This is a genomic window from Halalkalibacter sp. APA_J-10(15), assembly GCF_023017105.1.
In the GTDB taxonomy this organism is placed as follows: domain Bacteria; phylum Bacillota; class Bacilli; order Bacillales; family Bacillaceae_D; genus Halalkalibacter.
In genome coordinates this window covers 597,952-615,928 of record NZ_JALKEV010000001.1, presented here as the reverse complement: position 1 = coordinate 615,928, position 17,977 = coordinate 597,952, and the positions used below count along the sequence as shown (strand labels likewise).

At 37.4% G+C, this 17,977-nt stretch carries 16 protein-coding genes and 4 pseudogenes; 9 read left to right on the top strand and 11 right to left on the bottom strand.

The window, feature by feature from the left end:
• Positions 1-258: 258 nt before the first annotated feature.
• The 3 genes from MW695_RS02700 to MW695_RS02690 all read right to left on the bottom strand — a co-directional run bounded on the left by MW695_RS02700 (position 259) and on the right by MW695_RS02690 (position 3,792).
• Positions 259-1,101: a sugar ABC transporter permease gene (locus tag MW695_RS02700; RefSeq protein ID WP_247102931.1), complete on the bottom strand. Its 843-nt coding sequence runs from the start codon at positions 1,099-1,101 to the stop codon at positions 259-261.
• Positions 1,101-2,411, bottom strand: a complete 1,311-nt coding sequence (locus MW695_RS02695) for a carbohydrate ABC transporter permease (protein ID WP_247102923.1) — start codon at positions 2,409-2,411, stop codon at positions 1,101-1,103. Before MW695_RS02695 ends, MW695_RS02700 begins: the two co-directional genes overlap by 1 nt.
• Positions 2,412-2,499: 88 nt before the next feature.
• Positions 2,500-3,792 carry an extracellular solute-binding protein gene (locus tag MW695_RS02690; protein WP_247102920.1) on the bottom strand — a complete coding sequence of 431 codons (1,293 nt, stop codon included), beginning with the start codon at positions 3,790-3,792 and terminating at the stop codon, positions 2,500-2,502.
• 419 nt (positions 3,793-4,211) lie between these two features.
• Between MW695_RS02690 and MW695_RS02685 the strand changes: the two genes are divergently transcribed.
• Positions 4,212-5,960 carry a glycoside hydrolase family 13 protein gene (locus tag MW695_RS02685; protein WP_247102917.1) on the top strand — a complete coding sequence of 583 codons (1,749 nt, stop codon included), beginning with the start codon at positions 4,212-4,214 and terminating at the stop codon, positions 5,958-5,960.
• A 670-nt stretch (positions 5,961-6,630) separates the two neighbouring features.
• Here MW695_RS02685 and MW695_RS02680 read toward each other — a convergent pair.
• From MW695_RS02680 to MW695_RS02665, 4 genes are all read right to left on the bottom strand, one after another.
• Complete coding sequence (locus tag MW695_RS02680) at positions 6,631-7,335, bottom strand: ComF family protein (RefSeq protein WP_247102914.1); 705 nt, start codon at positions 7,333-7,335, stop codon at positions 6,631-6,633.
• Complete coding sequence (locus MW695_RS02675) at positions 7,335-8,663, bottom strand: ATP-dependent helicase ComFA (protein ID WP_247102911.1); 1,329 nt, start codon at positions 8,661-8,663, stop codon at positions 7,335-7,337. The genes MW695_RS02680 and MW695_RS02675 overlap by 1 nt, the downstream gene beginning before the upstream one ends.
• Positions 8,664-9,462: 799 nt before the next feature.
• Positions 9,463-10,146: a hypothetical protein gene (locus MW695_RS02670; RefSeq protein WP_247102909.1), complete on the bottom strand. Its 684-nt coding sequence runs from the start codon at positions 10,144-10,146 to the stop codon at positions 9,463-9,465.
• Positions 10,127-10,663 (bottom strand): RNA polymerase sigma factor, encoded by a 537-nt coding sequence (locus MW695_RS02665; RefSeq protein WP_308446059.1) that lies wholly within the window; start codon positions 10,661-10,663, stop codon positions 10,127-10,129. Before MW695_RS02665 ends, MW695_RS02670 begins: the two co-directional genes overlap by 20 nt.
• 1,155 nt (positions 10,664-11,818) lie before the next feature.
• On the opposite strand from MW695_RS02665, the gene MW695_RS23010 reads away from it, so the two are divergent.
• The 3 genes and pseudogenes from MW695_RS23010 to MW695_RS02655 all read left to right on the top strand — a co-directional run.
• Positions 11,819-11,947, top strand: coding sequence for a transposase (locus MW695_RS23010; RefSeq protein ID WP_247102906.1), 129 nt, complete (start codon positions 11,819-11,821; stop codon positions 11,945-11,947).
• The gene (locus MW695_RS23005; RefSeq protein ID WP_368859648.1) at positions 11,919-11,987 is read left to right on the top strand and encodes a hypothetical protein; all 69 of its coding nucleotides are present in this window, start codon (positions 11,919-11,921) and stop codon (positions 11,985-11,987) included. Before MW695_RS23010 ends, MW695_RS23005 begins: the two co-directional genes overlap by 29 nt.
• A gap of 122 nt (positions 11,988-12,109) precedes the next feature.
• Positions 12,110-13,295 (top strand): annotated as a pseudogene (locus MW695_RS02655) (IS1182 family transposase); the annotation flags it as partial.
• 417 nt (positions 13,296-13,712) lie between these two features.
• Here the strand turns inward: MW695_RS02655 and MW695_RS02645 are convergent.
• Both MW695_RS02645 and MW695_RS02640 read right to left on the bottom strand, forming a co-directional pair.
• Positions 13,713-13,928 (bottom strand): hypothetical protein, encoded by a 216-nt coding sequence (locus tag MW695_RS02645; protein WP_247102901.1) that lies wholly within the window; start codon positions 13,926-13,928, stop codon positions 13,713-13,715.
• Positions 13,922-14,494, bottom strand: a complete 573-nt coding sequence (locus MW695_RS02640) for a sigma factor-like helix-turn-helix DNA-binding protein (protein ID WP_247102898.1) — start codon at positions 14,492-14,494, stop codon at positions 13,922-13,924. Before MW695_RS02640 ends, MW695_RS02645 begins: the two co-directional genes overlap by 7 nt.
• A 273-nt stretch (positions 14,495-14,767) precedes the next feature.
• Here MW695_RS02640 and MW695_RS02635 point away from each other — a divergent pair, with 273 nt between their 5' ends.
• Entirely contained in the window at positions 14,768-15,445 is a 678-nt protein-coding gene (locus MW695_RS02635; protein ID WP_247102897.1) for a hypothetical protein, read from the top strand.
• Between the two features lie 287 nt (positions 15,446-15,732).
• Positions 15,733-15,947, top strand: a pseudogene (locus tag MW695_RS02630) (IS5/IS1182 family transposase); the annotation flags it as partial.
• Between the two features lie 126 nt (positions 15,948-16,073).
• Here the strand turns inward: MW695_RS02630 and MW695_RS23000 are convergent.
• Positions 16,074-16,148 (bottom strand): annotated as a pseudogene (locus MW695_RS23000) (hypothetical protein); the annotation flags it as partial.
• A 110-nt stretch (positions 16,149-16,258) separates the two neighbouring features.
• Positions 16,259-16,423 (bottom strand): annotated as a pseudogene (locus MW695_RS02625) (IS110 family RNA-guided transposase); the annotation flags it as partial.
• A gap of 211 nt (positions 16,424-16,634) precedes the next feature.
• Between MW695_RS02625 and MW695_RS02620 the strand changes: the two are divergent.
• From MW695_RS02620 to MW695_RS02610, 3 genes are all read left to right on the top strand, one after another.
• On the top strand, positions 16,635-16,928 hold the full coding sequence (locus MW695_RS02620) for a hypothetical protein (RefSeq protein WP_247102895.1): 294 nt from the start codon (positions 16,635-16,637) through the stop codon (positions 16,926-16,928).
• Between the two features lie 187 nt (positions 16,929-17,115).
• On the top strand, positions 17,116-17,337 hold the full coding sequence (locus tag MW695_RS02615; RefSeq protein WP_247102891.1) for a M15 family metallopeptidase: 222 nt from the start codon (positions 17,116-17,118) through the stop codon (positions 17,335-17,337).
• 153 nt (positions 17,338-17,490) lie between these two features.
• The gene (locus MW695_RS02610; protein WP_247102888.1) at positions 17,491-17,775 is read left to right on the top strand and encodes a peptidoglycan-binding domain-containing protein; all 285 of its coding nucleotides are present in this window, start codon (positions 17,491-17,493) and stop codon (positions 17,773-17,775) included.
• Positions 17,776-17,977: the final 202 nt, after the last annotated feature.

Genomic DNA, 17,977 nt, shown 5'->3' with positions numbered 1-17,977 from the left:
CGTTCTGTTTGGCATAAGAAAAACGCGCTAGCGTCTTTTCTTCGAACAAAGGTTAGAACTGTTCTTAGCGAATAACGTGTATCGCACGAAGGCGACTCCACCATGAGTTATGACAAAGGCTAAAAGACTGGGACAAACGTGTTTGAATTAATGAGAATACTATGTTCTCTTGATATACGGATTCTAATTCTAAACACTTTTGTGTCCCAGCCTCCACCCCCTTACTATTCGAAGACTAAAAAAGTTGGTTTGTCCTCTCTATCCTTTAGTCGCACCAGCTGTTAGTCCTGAAATGAGATAACGTTGCAAGAATAAGAATACGGCTGCAATTGGAATCGCGATCAAGATCGCTCCTGCTGCAAAACGCGTAAAGTTGTTCGCAAATTGGTCATTCACAAAATTGAACAAACCTAGCGCTAACGTGAAATTCTCCGGGCTCCGCAAAATAATTCGCGGTAAGATGAAATCCATAAAAGGTGCCATAAAATTAAATAAAGCAACAACAGCTAGAATAGGCTTTGCTAATGGTAGCATAATCGTAAATAAAATCCGAAAATGTCCAGCACCATCAATTTTAGCTGATTCATCTAGTTCACGAGGAATCGTATCAAAGTAGCCTTTTACGAGAAAGGCATTCATCGGAATTGCCCCACCGGCATAAATGATGATTAGCCCTGTTAAAGTATCTAATAGATTCACCGTATTTAGAAGAATATACAACGCAACCATCGCCATTAAAACCGGGAACATTTGCAATAGTAAAAAGGCATATAGACCGTTTTTCCTTCCGACAAAACGATAGCGTGAAAACGCGTAAGCCGTTAACGAAACGAACACAACCGATAACAACGAAGTCGCCGTTGCGACAATTAGCGTATTTTTGTACCATGTCAAATAATTACTTCGTGGATCAAAGAACAACCACTTATAATGATCAAGTGACCAATTTTCCGGAATCATACTAGCGCCATATAAACTTGTACCTGGATTTAATGAAAGACCTATTGTCCATAGCAACGGATAGCCGATAACGACAAACATCGTGATAATGATCAAGTAAATACCCGCAAGCTCTAATCTATTTTTCAATTTGCTTGACATTAGATTTCCCCCTCTTCTTTAAAGGAACGCGTACGACGGAACTGGAAGAAAGCAAATGTAGCAACCATGAGCCCAATAATAATTGAAATCGCTGCAGCCATATTATAGTTCTGCGTTTCAAACGTTAAACCATACACCCATGAAATTAAGATGTCAGTCCCACCAGCATTCTGTCCTCGCACCGGCGGCCCCCCTTGATTGAATAAGTAAATAATATTAAAGTTATTAAAATTCCCCGCATATTGCATGATTAATAGTGGTGCCGTTGCAAACATCATGTGTGGGAACGTAATATTTAAGAACTTCTGCCAACGAGAAGCCCCGTCCATATCAGCTGCCTCATACCAATCTGAAGAAATGCTTTGCAACACTCCTGTAAATAAGGCAAATACAAATGGAAAACCGAGCCACGTCTGAATCATAATAAGCGCTGTTTTCGCCCAAAACGGATCAGACATCCACGGTAAACCAGAGCCGAATAACGGAATTAAAATATCTCGATTGATCGCTCCAAAGTTATCATTAAAAAGCGCCGCAAAAATTAAGATCGTTACAAAGGCCGGAACCGCCCAAGGCAAGATGAATACGGTACGAATCAGACGTTTAAACTTCACACGTGGATCGTTCACAATTAACGCTAAAAATAAAGCAAGCGCAATTTGCAAGGTTGTTGCGAAAAACGTCCAAATTAACGTCCAAGCTAAAACAGAGAAAAACGTATCACGCCAAATCGGCACTTGAACGAGCGCAATAAAGTTCTCAAAACCGACCCAATCAAGTACATTACGCGGCGGGGCATTGTATAGATTATAGTTTGTAAATGCTAAGAAAAACATAAACAACAACGGAAACACAACAACAAAAATGAGCAGTAAGAGTCCCGGTCCGACAATTAAGTACGGGAATCCCTTATCCCATGCGTTACGAAATCCTTCTCTCAATGTCGTAACAGTCCAACCTTCCTGTATTCTCTTCGCGTCCTTATACGCGTCCATTAAATTCGCCACATAAAACGTCGCAGCAAACCCTGTTAAGATCAAAGCTAATATCCCTTGAGACAGTAGAACACGAGAATCATCAAGTCCAGGGTGAGTCCCAAGAGTAAGCAGTCCCCAATACCCCATTTCTAAAAACCGCATAAATACAATGAAAAAAGCAGCAAAGAGAATAAATAAGATAGAACCTTTAACAAACCTTCGATTATACATTTGTCCGATACCTGGAATAATCGAAAGGAGCGTTGCTACTTTCGAATTATGATGTCGCTGTTCTTTTTCAACAGTCGTTGTTTGATCTTGCTTATTAGCCATTTCAGCTTCCCCCTGCTTAAAAATTGAAGGTTTGTTTTAAAAGGTCAAAATCAACCCTTTAAAACAAACCGAATGCGAGAACGATTCCTTATTCTCCGGCTCCCATTGAAGAAATTTGTAACTCGATATCTTCAACTGCTTCTTCTAATACTTCTCTTACGTCTTCACCTTGTGAAATAAACTCAAAGGCATCAGCCATCGGATCCCAAACTTGAGACATTTCAGGAATGTTCGGCATCGGAATGGCATGCTCAGCTTGCTCTAAAATCGGCGCACGAAACTCATCGTCTATTTCAACATCTGTACGAGCCGGTAATTCACCTGCTGTATCATAATACGTAAATGAATTTTCTGCATTTGTAATAAATAATGCTAAGTCAGTTGCCCACTCCTTATGCTCACTATACTCAGATACTAACCAACCTTTCACACCTGAGAAAGAATGAAGCGCTTGACCTTCCATTGTCGGAAGCGGTGCTACACCAAGGTCATCGCCAAGTGCCCCGCTATAATCAGGAATCGCCCACGGACCTGTTACAACAGATCCTACTTTGCCATCTTGAAATAAACCATTAATGATATCCATATTAATTCCTTGAGGAATGTACTGATTTTCATACCAAGACTGAATCATTTCAGCACCTTCAATAACTGGATCCGTTGCAAGACCAACATCATCAGCATTTAATGCACCGTCAGCATCCTCGCCAAATACGTAACCACCAGTAGCTGTTAGGAATGGATAGTTAAAGTAGAAATTTCCCGCTTCCATTAAGAAGCCATACTCATCATTGCTGGCATTTGTTAATTGTTCAGCAATTACCATTAAGTCATCCATCGTTTCTGGAACATCTTGTACAAGAGCCTTATTATAAAAGAGTCCATACGTCTCTGTTACAGCCGGAATTCCGTATTGGCCTCCTTCATACGAAAAAGCATCAATTGCACCCTCAGTATAGCCATCCAACTGTTCAGCCGTTAATTCAAGTTCAGCAGCAAGACCTTGCAAATACACTTCCCCTAAACGGTCATGAGGCTGGAAGAAAAGGTCAGGACCTGTACCAGATGGACCATCTAACGACAATGCATCAATTTGCTCTAACATCGAAAACGGAATGATTTCTACTGCAATACCTGTTTCCTCTTCATAGCGTGTCGTAATTTCTTCATAGGCACCTAACTGTGATTCCTCATCATTTACCCACATTTTTAACAATTCAGGTTTATCTGCTGTCGCTTCTTCACCATCACCTGTTGTTTCCTCGCCACTATCCTCTGGTGCTGGAGTTGGTTCCTCATCACGATCAGGACCACAAGCTGCCAGTAAAGCGATCATCGCGACTACTGCAATCATCATCAACCATTTGTTTTTTCGTAACATGTTCGTATCCCCCCAAAATGAATGTTTTTTCATAAACTTGCTGTTTTCCCCTTCTCATAAGCCTCATTCAAACATGAGAACCGAGGAAAACAAGCGCAATAAAGAGCAATCGTTTGCACAACGAATAATAAAAAAGAACAACCGTTCATTCCTTGTTAGTGAAAGCGATTGCACTTAATTGGTTACACTTATTATATAGGCATATTATATTATTATCAATACTTTTTTAAAAATTTTTAAACTTCCTATAACAACCTTCAATTATTTTTTTCGACAAAACGTGCAATTTGCGCAAACGCTTGACACTCATTTTTATCATTAGTATGTTTAATAATAAAGGAACCAAACCAAAATCTCTATGAACATGAGTACTATTGTAAGAAAACTGATTAATCTTATATGAACAGGAGCGTGATTCCATGTTAAAGGAAGCCATTTATCATCGTCCTAAAAATGAATTTGCTTATGCAATTGACGAACGAACGATCCACATTCGTATACGTACGAAGAAAAAGGATGTGCAGCAAGCCATTCTCATCCACGGAGATCCTTACGATTATAACGCAAAAGAGGAATGCTGGATTAAGAAGGAGAAGGAAATGACTCATAACGGAAATGATGACCTGTATGATTATTGGCTCGTTTCCATTAAACCAGAGCACCGACGACTACGTTATGGCTTTAAGCTAGTAAATAATCAAGAAACTTTAGTCTATACAGAAAAAGGTTTTTATCATGAAGCTCCTACAGATTCAAGCTATTATTTTTGCTTTCCATTCTTAAATCTGGTAGACGTTTTCTCAGCGCCAAATTGGGTTAAAAACACAGTATGGTATCAAATCTTCCCTGAAAGATTTGCCAACGGAGATGCTTCGATTAACCCACCAGAAACACTTAGCTGGGGAGGCGAGGAGCCATCAACAACGAATTTCTTTGGTGGTGATTTCCAAGGAGTAATCGATCATCTCGATTATCTTCACGAACTCGGGATAACAGGAATTTATTTCACACCGATCTTTAAAGCGTTTTCGAATCATAAATATGACACTATTGATTATTTAGATATTGACCCTCAATTTGGTGATAAAGACACCTTTAAACGGTTAATCAAAGAATGCCATCAACGCGGGATACGCGTCATGCTAGATGCCGTTTTTAACCATAGCGGCTTCTATTTCCCACCGTTTCAGGATGTCCTTGAAAAAGGAGAAGCTTCTCGATACAAAGATTGGTTTCATATTCACGAGTTCCCAGTCCAAGCTGCTAATCCTGCAAATTATGATACTTTCGCCTACGTACCATCTATGCCTAAGCTCAATACTGAAAATAAAGATGTAAAGGATTATTTACTAAAGGTCGCTCGTTACTGGGTTGAGGAGTTTGATATCGATGGATGGCGACTCGATGTGGCCAACGAGGTCGATCATGCCTTTTGGCGTGACTTTCGCAAAGAGGTTCGCTCCATCAAGCCTGATCTTTATATACTAGGTGAAATTTGGCACGATTCGATGCCATGGCTCCAAGGTGATCAATTTGATGCTGTTATGAATTACCGTTTCACATCAGCGATCATTGACTATTTTGCTCATCAAACAATTGATGCCGATCAGCTAATACATTCTATTCACGCCGTACAAAATTCATATCCAGAGACTGTCAATGACGTTCAATTCAATTTATTAGGCAGCCATGATACACCAAGAATTTTAACCGTTAGCGATGAACATACGTCACTCGTTAAGCTACAAATGACCGTACTTTTTTCTATGGCAGGCACACCATGCATTTATTATGGTGATGAAATTGCGATGACAGGCGATCAAGACCCAGGCTGTAGGAAATGTATGCAGTGGGAGGAACAAAACCAAGATCAAGACATGCTTACGTTTACGAAAACATTAATTTCATTGCGTAAAGAACACAAAGCATTCCGTAGTAATGAAGGTCTTCGCTTTTATACAGACGCCGCGAAGTTGGATGTCATTGTTTACGAGAAGCAGGATCTACTTTTTATCTTAAATCGACAGGAACGAGCAATAACCATTCCTCTCCCACCACATTACAACGGTCAGAGCGCGATCGATTTATGGACTAATGAGCCGGTTTCATTTGAAGAAACGGTCACGATAGATAAATGGGGTTATGCCATTTACCAATTGACTACGTAAACCTACGAGAGAGCAACTGTTAGCTACTTGATTTTGCGCATGCGGTATCCTAGTTCTGTCGATTTTGTGGAATGAGGATACCTTTTTACGCATGCGGTTCCTCGGTCCGCTATTTGCTCTTTTTCATTTTGTTTTGCCTCTTTGTGGTATCCTCGTTCCTCTATTCCCCCTTTCCGACAGGGGTTTTAGCTCTTTTCAAGAAAATAGAGGAAACTCGATTTCACGACTTGCTTTTGGCTCCTCATTTCGCCTGTTTTGCGGAATGAGGAGTCCCTTTTTACGCGTGCGGTTCCTCGTTCCGCTATTTGCTCTTTTTCATTGTGTTCAGCCTCTTTGCGGCATCCTCTTTCCTCTATTCCCCCCCTTCCGACAGGGGTTTTAGCTCTCCCTATGCAAATAGCGGAAACTCGATTTCACGACTTGCTTTTGGCTCCTCATTCCGCCTGTTTTGCGGCATGAGGAGTCCCTTTTTACGCGTGCGGTTCCTCGTTCCTCTATTTACTCTTTTTCCCCACGCCCCGCCTCTTTGCGGCATCCTCTTTCCTCTATTCCCCCCCTTCCGACAGGGGTTTTAGCTCTCCCTATGCAAATAGCGGAAACTCGATTTCACGACTTGCTTTTGGCTCCTCAGTCCACCGCTATTGCGGAATGAGGATGACTTATCAAACCTCTACCTCCCCACAGTCATTGACGACACCTTCTGAGCACCCGCTTCTTTCAGCAATCGGGCTACTTGTCTTACCGTAGTACCTGTCGTATAAATGTCATCAACGAGTACAATCGAGCGCCCACGCACTAATTCAATCCCTTGCTCATTCATGCGAAACGGCTGATCCGTCACTTGCGATATTCGCTGTTTACGGCTTTTCTTACTTTGCTTCTCTCCTTCTACACGAGCTAACACATCATGGTCCTCAGCCCATCCTTCCATTATTAATGAAGCTTGATTGAAGCCTCTAGCTTTCAACCGCTTCTCACTTAACGGAACAGGAACAACCAAATCCCCTTGAAAGAAATGATGATACATAACGGATAGCAGCTTCGCAAAATAAGAAGCGACAATCGCATCGCCACGAAATTTATACACAGCTAACCATTCTTTCAAAAATGAATTATATTCGTACAATGAGCGATTCATCGTTAGCAACCCTTTCGTGTATTCCTGCTGCTCCCAGCGCCAGCAATCAAGACAGACCCCCTCTCTTTTATATTGTGTGTGTATATGTCGACTACACGTTGAACAACACCCTTCCCCTCCAAGAGCCACTAACTGCTCAGCACACATTTGACAAAGGGGCTCTTCTTCCTTTAATAGCAAAACACTTTCCCAGCTCGGCATTGGAAAGAAACGCTCATGACAGCTTAAACAACGCATTAAAACCCTCCCTCTCTATTCATCAATTCAATATGTTGATAAGCACGTCTCATTTCCTTTGAAACGCCATAATGAAAAAACATCACATCTCCAGCAGGATACTTATGATGTCGGCCAACCCTTCCAGCAATTTGGACAAGCGCTGCCTCAGTAAAAACATCCTGCTCTGCACCGACTACCCCAACTTGAACATTCGTAAAGGTTACACCTCGTTCTAAAATGGTCGTTGTTACTAAAATAGGAATTTGTCGCTGACGGAAAGCTTGAATAAGCGGGTGGCGTTTCAATTCTTTCGCATGTACTTTTTCATGATTAAATGAATGGCTTTGTAACACACGAGAGAGGGAGTGTAGCACTCGAACAGAGGGGACAAACAGGAGAATTGGCTTCTTTTCTTTTTGCAACTTCGCAAGCCAATTTGTTATACATTGGGGGAGTTGATCTTTTTCGATTTTCTTTTGCCAATTCCCACACCATGTAAATTGTGGCAAGGGCAATGGATGACCATGATATCTTTTCGGAATTTTGATTCGTTCAATCTGAGGGGAGTGAGTCCATTCTCGACTCGGTGTGGCACTTAAATAAACGAGGGAGGCGTCTTCTTTTTTCGCTTCTTGGATCGCATAACGAAGACTCTGATCGTAGGAAAACGGAAAGGTATCAACCTCATCTACAACAATCCAATCAAACGCATCGTAAAACCGCATCACTTGATGAGTCGTCGCTAGTACAAACTGCGCTCCATCCTTTCGATCTCGACTTCCACCATATAAGGCCGATATCGTTACGTTCGGAAAACTCTTCTGAAAACGCGGCAAAAGCTCCTTCACGACGTCTGTCCGTGGCGTCGCAACAAGTACTCGCTTTCCAAGTACAAGCGCACGCTCTATCCCTTTAAAGATGACCTCAGTCTTGCCTGATCCACACACCGCCCAGACGAGTAGTTCCTTTTTCTCGATCGCAGTTTGTTCAACCGCATCGGAAGCACGTTGCTGTGCTGGTGATAACGTCCCAGACCATTCCATTGGTTTCTCAAGCTTCGGATATACCGGATTTGATCCATTCCAACGATAAAGCGATTCACATTCACTTACCTTCCCAAGAAGCAGACAATGGCGACAATACGTGCAGCTCCTATCACACTTCACACAATGATGCCGAGCAAATAGATGTGACTCTCGATTCCCACAACGCCGACATATAAACGTACCGTCGTGCAACAACGCCTTCTCTTTAACGATCACACTTTTTTCTATTAAGCTTCCAAGCTCTTCATTCTGCAAGCGAATTTCAGAGCGTAATAGCCGTCTTCCGATTAGACTTTCCAAGGTTGATTCACCTGCTTTCATTAATTAGTATTACTCGAAATAAAAAGATTTTTCTCTAACAAAGCATTTTAAGGCCTATTTTCAATTCAAGATTCATCTTGGGAGCCTCTAAACTTCTTCCACCAATAAATATCTAGGTAAGTGGATGTTCCAAAGTTTTAAAAAAAACTAAATTTTTTATACAAGATTTTGTTTTTTTTAACTTCTCCCCTTTTTATAAAGTAGATGGCCATCAAATTAATAAATTTTATTAGTTGAAAGGGGAAATTTTAATGTCAAGAACACTGTTTAGATGTGGTTCCAAAGCAATCTTTGATGCCTATGGGGTTACTCATCCGAGAGATTATTATTGCAATTCTTACATAAGAGGAGGGACGGATGCAAATTCCTATACAAAAAACGCCACTTCTGTTGATTTTAGTATGACCATGCCGGACTCTGGGGGAGACCCTAACACCTATTACTGGAGAATGCATTTACAATATTATGATGGTTCTTCGTGGAAGAATAATACTTCATCTCAAACATCTACATTTATAGGGTACTTAAATAACAGAAGTTCATCTTTTCGACAATTTCTTCTCTCAGGACGTCGAGCTGGTAGCTATAGAGTTTTAGTTCATTTTTATAGCTCACCATTACGTAGCCCCTCTAGTTATTTAGGATATATGCGCACCAATGCATTCACAGTCCAACGCTAAAATTAGTAATTAGATTTTTTAACAGCCTCTAAAATGTTCGAGAACATGATTGAGAGGCTGTTTTTTTAAAAACCATTCTATTCCTTGGTAAACTCTTGTTACGATTTACTTTTTCCATAATGACTAACATTAGTTGGCGCATGAACGTCGTTAGACCGATAGTAATAATCGAGATCTCGATAAATTTTTTGCAATTCTTTAACTATTCTATTTCTAATCTCTTCATTATCCATATTCTCGCCTAATTCAAGCAAAAGTCCTTCAATATCTTCAAAATCTTTTTTCAAATAAGGATCTTCTGTTACCTCAATTGCTTTTTTTATGTTAGGAATTCGATACTCCATTGAACCTTTTAAGTTTTCTAGGTTGAAATTATCGTGATCCCATCCGTACATGACATATCCATTCATTGTAGAATGTCCAAAATAAATCTCGTTGTTAATGGTCTGTTTTACTTCATCTTTATCAATTTTCTCTTCATCTCCTGTCTCAGAATCAGACATCTCTTGATGTTCATGAGAAATTACATTTGACTTATCTTCCCCTCCATAGTTATTTTCAACATTAGAATTCCCATCTAAGATATATTGTGCACCTAAGAATATGATAAAAAGTGACAATGCAACACTAGCAACATACATTAAACCGTGTTTTCTCCTTGAATTTCTCCTGATACCTTCTATCTCATCTTTGATTCTATATTTTATCTTTTTTTTTCGAGATTCCCTCCATTGAATATTGTCATGCAATGCTTTCAGAGATTTATCGAATTGTTTGTTCATAATCATCCCCCTCTTTAACAAGTGCTTTTTTTAGCAATACGATTGCTCTAGACAATGTCGATTTGACTTTACTCTCAGACCAATTCAATATCTCGGCTGTTTCCTTTATAGAGAATTCTTTCATTTTTCTTAAGAAAATGACTTCACGGTAGGATTGTTTCAATTTAGTTAATGTTTTATATAAATTTTCTTCACTTTCTCTCATTTGCACAATGTCAGATGGCAAGGGACTATCATCTTGCTTAGAATTAAGGATTTCTTGCAACAAATGAATCGGACGTTTCTTTCGTAAATAATCGACCATAAGATTATGAGCGATACTAAATAGCCATGTTTTCGGATTAGATTCCCTTTTGAATGAATGATAATGTTTAAAAGCTTTTACAAATGTTTCTTGAGTTAAATCTTCAGCCTGCTGATATTCATGTATATTCAGTAAAAAGTATTTAAAAATTGTGTCACCATATAGAGTAAACCATTTTTCTATATCAGATTGTTTATTTTCCAAAATTAACACTCTCCTTACTCAATGTATTAGACGTATCAGAGGAAAAAAGGTCGCATATTATATAATATCATTTATAAATTCTTAAACGACCACCAGCTAAAGCAGATGGATTTGGACAAGGTTCCACCTGACTTATCTATTATAGATGACTTTAAATTAGTGAAAATTCAATGTATCTTTAATATTGAATCTTCTTTAAAGTAACACTAGTGATATAACCCAATTCAATAAACATTTAGAACACATCAAAATATTTTCTTCTTTCTGGTCCTAATATCCATATATTATTTATAGAATAGGTATTTGTTAGAGGTTATGGAAGTGCTTAACTCTCGAGGTAGAGGAAGCAAAAATACGTGCTGTTTATACTTCCGTCTATCGGATATTGTGTGAATGGAGAGCCAATTCCTTATGGAACAACGGTTCATAATATTGATTTGACTCTATATAAGAGCTCTTTTTATAGATAATGCTACATTGTCCTAGAGTAAAGATTTACACATTTCTTTTCGTTCGGATTCATTTTTGATTACCACCAAGTACAGAACCAACTTATGAGAATTTCAGGGTTCTAGTTTTCCACTTGCAATTCTCTCTGCTTTTTTTTAGTTTCTATAATAAATGTTGGAGTATGGAGAAAATTCCATGCAAAAACACGCAGATCCTAATGTCCTTTATACTTAAATTTGCCGAAACAAGAAACAGGTTAGGAGCCACGTGCACATGCATCATAACAAAAAAATCAGAGTTATAATATAGTTAGCCCCCAGACTTTATTCTCCAACATTCAAAAACGGTTATCAAACATTGTTAAGAATATTTCTTCCACAAGAGCTGTAAGAAAAGCTATACAATTGCTTGAAACAGCACAATTATCATTGCCTAACGTTTTGTCACCCGATGTCCTGTGTAGCCAGTTGAGGTCGTATGCAAGTCGTTATTAGGAACTCTTATTTATGAAAGTCAGCTGTATAAAGAACATGATACAACCGGAATATCACTGGGTTTAATACCAATATCTTACTCATCCTCCCCGGGAAATGGGCTGTCTTCGACCAGACAATGGTGTGAAGCAAGAGGAATTACCATCTTGCAAGGAAATGTTGGAAAAGATCAAATCCATTTATTGTTATCATGTCCACCAAGCCTTGTTCCAAATAAATCATGCAGTATCTAAAAGGAAGATCATCAAGGCTTCTCCAAGATCAATTTCCTGAATTGAAAAAGAAATATTGGGGCCAGCACTTATTGGGCAAGGGGTTATATTTGTGCCACGGTAGGAACGGTAGATAAAGAAGCAATAAGAAATTATATTGCGAACCCATTCAATTAAGAAAAGAACGATATTCATTGCAGAATGAGTGTAGTCAAATTTTAGTGTGCCTAAGCAGAGGCTTTAAGAAGACTTCAGTCTTATGAAACCTTATAAAACGACTTTAGTAGTAGCAGTATAACATGAATCAATTAGTTCTTCCTATGGATTTCTCCGATATAATTCCAGACAACCACGTCGTTCGTGTGGTAAATGACATGGTCAATTCCTTGCACGATGATCTTTTCTTAAAAGCATATAAAGGCGGTCGACCCGCTTATCATCCGAAAATGATGACCAAAATTATACTTTATGCGTATACGCAAAAGATGTTTTCTTGCCGAGAGATTGCGAAGGTCCACAAGAAAATCTCCCAATGATGTGGATTGCAGCTCAACAAACACCCGACTTTCGAACGATTAACCGTTTCCGTTCAGAACGGTTAAAGCCGTCAATTGAAACCGTGTTTTCAGAACTAACTTGTCTACTCATTGAAGAGGGCTATGTAGACGGGAAATCATATTTTCTGGACGGAACTAAAATGGAAGCCAATGCCAATAAGTACTCCTTTGTTTGGAAAAAGAGCATCATTAACTATGAGGAAGAACTTCAAATTAAAATGGAAGAAATGCTTCAACCTATCCAAGAACAGATTGAAGTCGATACAGCTCAGATCAAACAAGAAGATGTCATGTTTGAAAAGCCACGTATTTCTAGCGAAGCTCTTCAAGTAGTTGTCCAATCCATTGAAGAGGAATTACAGAAAAAAAAGCAGAAATCGAACATACTCAAAACAGAGAAGCTAAGAAAATTAAAAAAAGAGAATCGAAGCCTCTCAAAAAGCTTCATAGGAAAATGACGACCGATTTCTTCCACGTTTTAAAATATGAGGAATCTTTTAAGCTTTTTGGCGAGCGCAATAGTTATTCAAAAATTGATCATGACGCAACGTTTATGCGTAAGAAAGATAACCATTGAGCAATGGGCAACTAAAAGTTGGTTTCAACTGGCAAGTTGGAACTCAAAATCAATTTATTCTTTTTCATACTCTTCACCGCAACCCAACTGACACACGGTGTCTTGAACCGCATGTTGGAGCTCTAAAAGAAAGTGGGCTCCCTGCCAGATACATTAATTACCGATGCTGGTTACGGTAGTGAATCAAATTATGTCGCAATGGAAGAAGAACCATTCAAAGCACTGATCCCCTATTACACGTTTCGTCAAGAACAAAAGCCATCCTTTTCAAAGAAAGAGTACCCTCCTCATCATAATTGGAATTATGTTGAGAAGGACGATTTCTACTGGTGTCCCAACCAACGAAAGGTTGTAGCCTAAATGTCGATCCATCTCCTCTTTAAGCATGGATTCGAACATGAGGCCCAAAATATCTTTTTACTCATTTTGCATATCTTCAACTGATTCTAGTTGGCATTGTTCACTAATCTTGTTAGCTAATTCTACGGAGTAAGGGGTCACTTTTTGATTTTACCACTTTAAACACTCCCTTAGATTTATAAATATTAAAAAAAAACGTGTAAGTAAGAGCCGTGTGCACTACTTACTTACACAGATTTTGTTACAATGTCGCAATTGCCTTTATCTGATAGGTAACAGCATCTATTTTTGACTTTTCGGAAGTATCAGCAAAATGCTAGGTCTATGACCAGTAAAACTGGTTTTATGGATCTGGTATTGTTAACAATGTAAATATATAAATTATCGCTATAATTTGACTGTAACCTTCTATTTTTTAACCATTTTATCTTTTAATTCAAAAAAACCAGGTGCATTAATGTTTTTGATGGTATCCATTTTGTCAAATAGCTTTATCATTATTTCTTGCTCAAGATCCCCTCTCTGATTTATTGGAATAGCTTGTATTGTCTTCTTTATTTTTGGTTTGAATCTTTGTAAAATCTCTTCATAAGAGTTGTGTTTAATTAAATCCTTGTTTAACATCTCATTTCTCCTTTTAATTGCTTTAATATTTTTCTTTTATAATAAGATACTAAAGAAGTAGAAATGTGTAAAAAATTTCCCACTTCATTATTCTTTAACTGGTAAACAAAAATTAAGATTATTACTTTTTTTTCCAACGGATTTAATTTCTCTATTAATTTTGATAATTTTTCATTTGTAATTAATTCATTCAATTCCCCCTTCTTCTCAATCATAGAATTATAATCTGTATAAACACAGCCACCTTTTAAAGTATTTAATATTTCAATTCCCCCCTCAGAATCTAGAGTCATTGAAGCGGATATTTCATTTCTATTTATTCTTGAAATTTTTTTTTTGTAATCATATGTGTACCCTGTTATTAGCTTCTCAATATAAGATATCATTTTAATATTTGTGAAATAGTCTTTAAATTCACGGTCTAGCAATTGGCAATTATTCAATGAAGGATTTTCTAAGGCTCTTTCAAATAATGACCTGTAACAATGATGACTTAAAAAACTTTTTATGACAGGTAATTCTAAAAACTCATTAGTTACGTTCTTACAATTATTATGGATTCCCATGTTATCAACTCCAATTTTTTATTTAAATGTAAAAAAATAATTAGAGTTGTGACTGTATTTTTCATGGTGTATAAAGTTGTAGGCGGAAAACGGTATAAGTGATTTTAAATCTTATTTTGGCTGTCAGAGACAGTATTTTAGTCTTTTAAAATTTACTATAATTAGGATGAAATTGTTTAAATATGTTTGCATATATATTATTCTGATTTTATGTCACAAATTTACAAATCCTTCTACATTTCTTTTTAGATGAATTCTAAATGAGGTGTAGAATTGGATAAAAATAAAATATTATGGTCTGAGGTTGAAAAATTAGCTTTACAGGTTTTAAGAGAAAGTGATATTGAAAATAAACAATTACTTTTTCATGAAATTTATAATTTAATGGAGCGTTACATATACCGTTGTTCTCATAATGCTCAACAAAGAGCTAAAATCACTAATGTGTATATTCCTATTGAAGACTTTATTTCTACTTTTAATCTATCGCTTTGGGATTGTATATTAGCATACTCTCCTGAAAGAGGCAGTCTTGTTTCGTTAGTATCATATAGATTTCGAATAGCTGAAGCTACTGTATGGAGAAATTATGAAGTGAAAAGTGATAGTTCTGATAAAAATAATAAAAACTACAGTAAGGGTAGATGGGAAAGTTTATATTACAGTAATGATGAGGATACCTTTAATAACAAAGTTGATTTTTTATTCAGCTCAATTTCTACAGAGAGAGAATACATTAATATGAGTTTAATTGATTATATTTCTTCTTTTTATAAAGAACATAATCGATATGGTAAAATCATTTATCTATTATATCAAGGATTCAATGGAAAAGATTTAGCTAAGGTTTCTGGAGAAGATCTCACTTATAGTAATAAAATGCGTAAACTTGTTCAACGTTCCAGAGATTCCTTTTATCACTACTTATTAGCAAATGGTTATTCTTTTTAATATTGAGTAAATTTCATAATTTGAACTCTTAGTCTCATAAGGATTTCCAGACACAAAAAGGAGTACTCCCTAAATGTCGAATGAGTTGGTGACGCGCCTGTTTAGATTAATTATGCAGCTATGACCTGCTCGCTTGTCACTAAAAGGTTTCTTTGGGATTTTAGGTTCCCTCTATTGAAGACAGAGATCAAGCCCCATCAAAAGAATAAAAATTTAAATCTAAACCCAAAAGGCGCGGTCGCAAACCAAAAGAAGAGAAAGAAAAATGACTTCAAATACAAGCTTATGATGGAAAAGTGGCTATCCCTTTATTAAAGGGAATGCAAGAGTGTCTTTCTGAACGACCAATTTCATTTAGTCTACTTGATGCAGGTTACGATTATCCAGCTAACAGATTTATCAAATGGGAGCGCAATCCGTGATTGCTTACAATAAGAAAAATGAATCCGAGCTAGATGGGTTTAATATGTACTTTGCCCCAACTTGTGTTCGGGAACATTCATAAGCTCTAAGTCAAATGTTTTGGTAGGCAGTTTCCGCCTGCCCATTAACCTATATATACCGGTATGCGTTTCCATTGATGATACAGTATGTTTCTCATTCGGAAACGGTCATACATCATCGTCATTCATTCAAACACCTTAAGATGTTTGACCTTCTGAATCCTGTAATCATGAACACAGTTGGTTCTGTTATCGCAATAAAGACATGTATGACGACACTTCGGAACCTATACAGAAAGTTTCCAGATGCCCTCAACAACGACAGAATTGGTAATGGTAGCTTCTTCTAATCCTGAGATAATCATATTATGATTATGTCCATTTCTGGAAAGGTTAGTTGAATAACTTCATGCATGCGGTTACGTATTAGAGACAATTCATCATCGAGTTTTCTGTAAACCTGGGAAAGCGACTTCAATTGGAGAAAAAAGTCGTTTCGATTAATCCTTTGCGTTGAGAAGTGAGTAAGGGCCAGTTAAGCCAAAAAGAGACAGTCACATTTCAGCTTAATAAACTACATTTTAAGCACATTAACTGTTCAAGAGGAGGAAGGGCTTATTAAAAATTTAACCATAGAAGACTTAGAAAAAGAAATTCAATCAATTAAATTTGAAATTACTGAGATTAAACTAGAAATTGAACAAAGAAATGAATTAGTTGATGATACACATTTAAGACTAACTACAATGGAGAACAAAACAAAAAACATAGAAACACTGATAGAAGAGCTAAAAAAAGGGAGTAATGAAGTTGATATTAAAATCGATTCTATTCAAAAAATTATGCAGGAAAGTAATACTAAGCAACAAACTGTCATTAGAATGCAAGATAGCAATACAAAACAATTAATAAAAGTAATGACTGAGCAACAAAATTATTTAAGGGAACAAAATAAAGAATTATTAAAAAGACTACTATGGATTGTCGGCGGAGCAATCCTAATAATCGCCTCCATCTTTGGTATAGATATTGAATTATAAGTATAATAATTGACTAAAGACCGTCATAAAGTCTTTGATTTTGAGTTTGTAATTGCTAGTTTTCGTTTAATGATTAATTATGTTCAATCGCTGAACAAAATCGATTATATACAAAAGGTCACACAATTGCGGTAACATCCTTACAAATGCTAAAGGTGGTCAATCTTATCATAATTTTGGCTTAGCAGTGGATTATTTCTTCGTAAGTAACGATGGCGCAACAGCCCTGTGGACAGTACACGATGATTGGAGAAAAGTTGCAGCTGTTGCAAAATCATTAGGCTTTGAATGGGGAGGTGATTGGACTAGCTTTAAAGATTATCCTCGCTTACAGATGACAGGCGGTTTAAGCCTCCCACAGCTACGTAATGGATCCAAACCTAACCTAGTTCGCAAAGTTGGATCCTAAACACCAACATCACTTCCTTTACAAACAAGTAAGCCTAGCGTTTCAAAAGACGATACGTTTACCAGACAAATACAAGAGTGGATCGTAGAATATGGTTATAAGATCCCAGTTGATGGTTTTGCTGGGCCAATAACTAAAAAGACGTTTATTAAAGTGCTACAAGCAGAACTTAATAAACAAGTTAAAGCCGGTTTAGCTGTGGATGGTATTATGGGACCTAAAACTCGTAGCTCTTTAGTAATTGTCCGTAAAGGGACTATTGGCCACTTAACAAGAGTGTTGCAAGCTTCACTGTATATCGCTGGATTCAAGCTCAATCCATTTAATGGTATATTTGGGAAAGTTACCGATAAAGCAGTTAGAAAGTTTCAACGTGCTAATCAGCTATCTGTAGATGGTATTGCAGGTAAAAATACTTGGAGTAAGTTGTTTACATAAGTAACTATCCGCCCATAGAACCAGTGGCTTTATTTTCATCTAAGTGTACATTACTGACTACTTACTTAAACGACCATCTGCTAAAGCAGGTGGATTTGGACATAAAATGTCTACGACTAAAGTCGTTTCATAAGACTGAAGTCATCTTAAAGCCTCTGCTTAAGCACACTAAAATTTGACTACACTCATTCTTTAATCGTAA

What these genes read in the sequence shown, in the direction of transcription:
- MW695_RS02700 (WP_247102931.1), bottom strand. Translation starts at nt 1,101, where the DNA reads ATGTCAAGCAAATTGAAAAATAGATTAGAGCTTGCGGGTATTTACTTG.
- MW695_RS02620 (WP_247102895.1), top strand. Translation starts at nt 16,635, where the DNA reads ATGGAGAACAAAACAAAAAACATAGAAACACTGATAGAAGAGCTAAAA.
- MW695_RS02640 (WP_247102898.1), bottom strand. Translation starts at nt 14,494, where the DNA reads ATGGGAATCCATAATAATTGTAAGAACGTAACTAATGAGTTTTTAGAA.
- MW695_RS02670 (WP_247102909.1), bottom strand. Translation starts at nt 10,146, where the DNA reads ATGAACAAACAATTCGATAAATCTCTGAAAGCATTGCATGACAATATT.
- MW695_RS02680 (WP_247102914.1), bottom strand. Translation starts at nt 7,335, where the DNA reads ATGCGTTGTTTAAGCTGTCATGAGCGTTTCTTTCCAATGCCGAGCTGG.
- MW695_RS02690 (WP_247102920.1), bottom strand. Translation starts at nt 3,792, where the DNA reads ATGTTACGAAAAAACAAATGGTTGATGATGATTGCAGTAGTCGCGATG.
- MW695_RS02685 (WP_247102917.1), top strand. Translation starts at nt 4,212, where the DNA reads ATGTTAAAGGAAGCCATTTATCATCGTCCTAAAAATGAATTTGCTTAT.
- MW695_RS23010 (WP_247102906.1), top strand. Translation starts at nt 11,819, where the DNA reads ATGCAGTATCTAAAAGGAAGATCATCAAGGCTTCTCCAAGATCAATTT.
- MW695_RS02695 (WP_247102923.1), bottom strand. Translation starts at nt 2,411, where the DNA reads ATGGCTAATAAGCAAGATCAAACAACGACTGTTGAAAAAGAACAGCGA.
- MW695_RS02645 (WP_247102901.1), bottom strand. Translation starts at nt 13,928, where the DNA reads ATGTTAAACAAGGATTTAATTAAACACAACTCTTATGAAGAGATTTTA.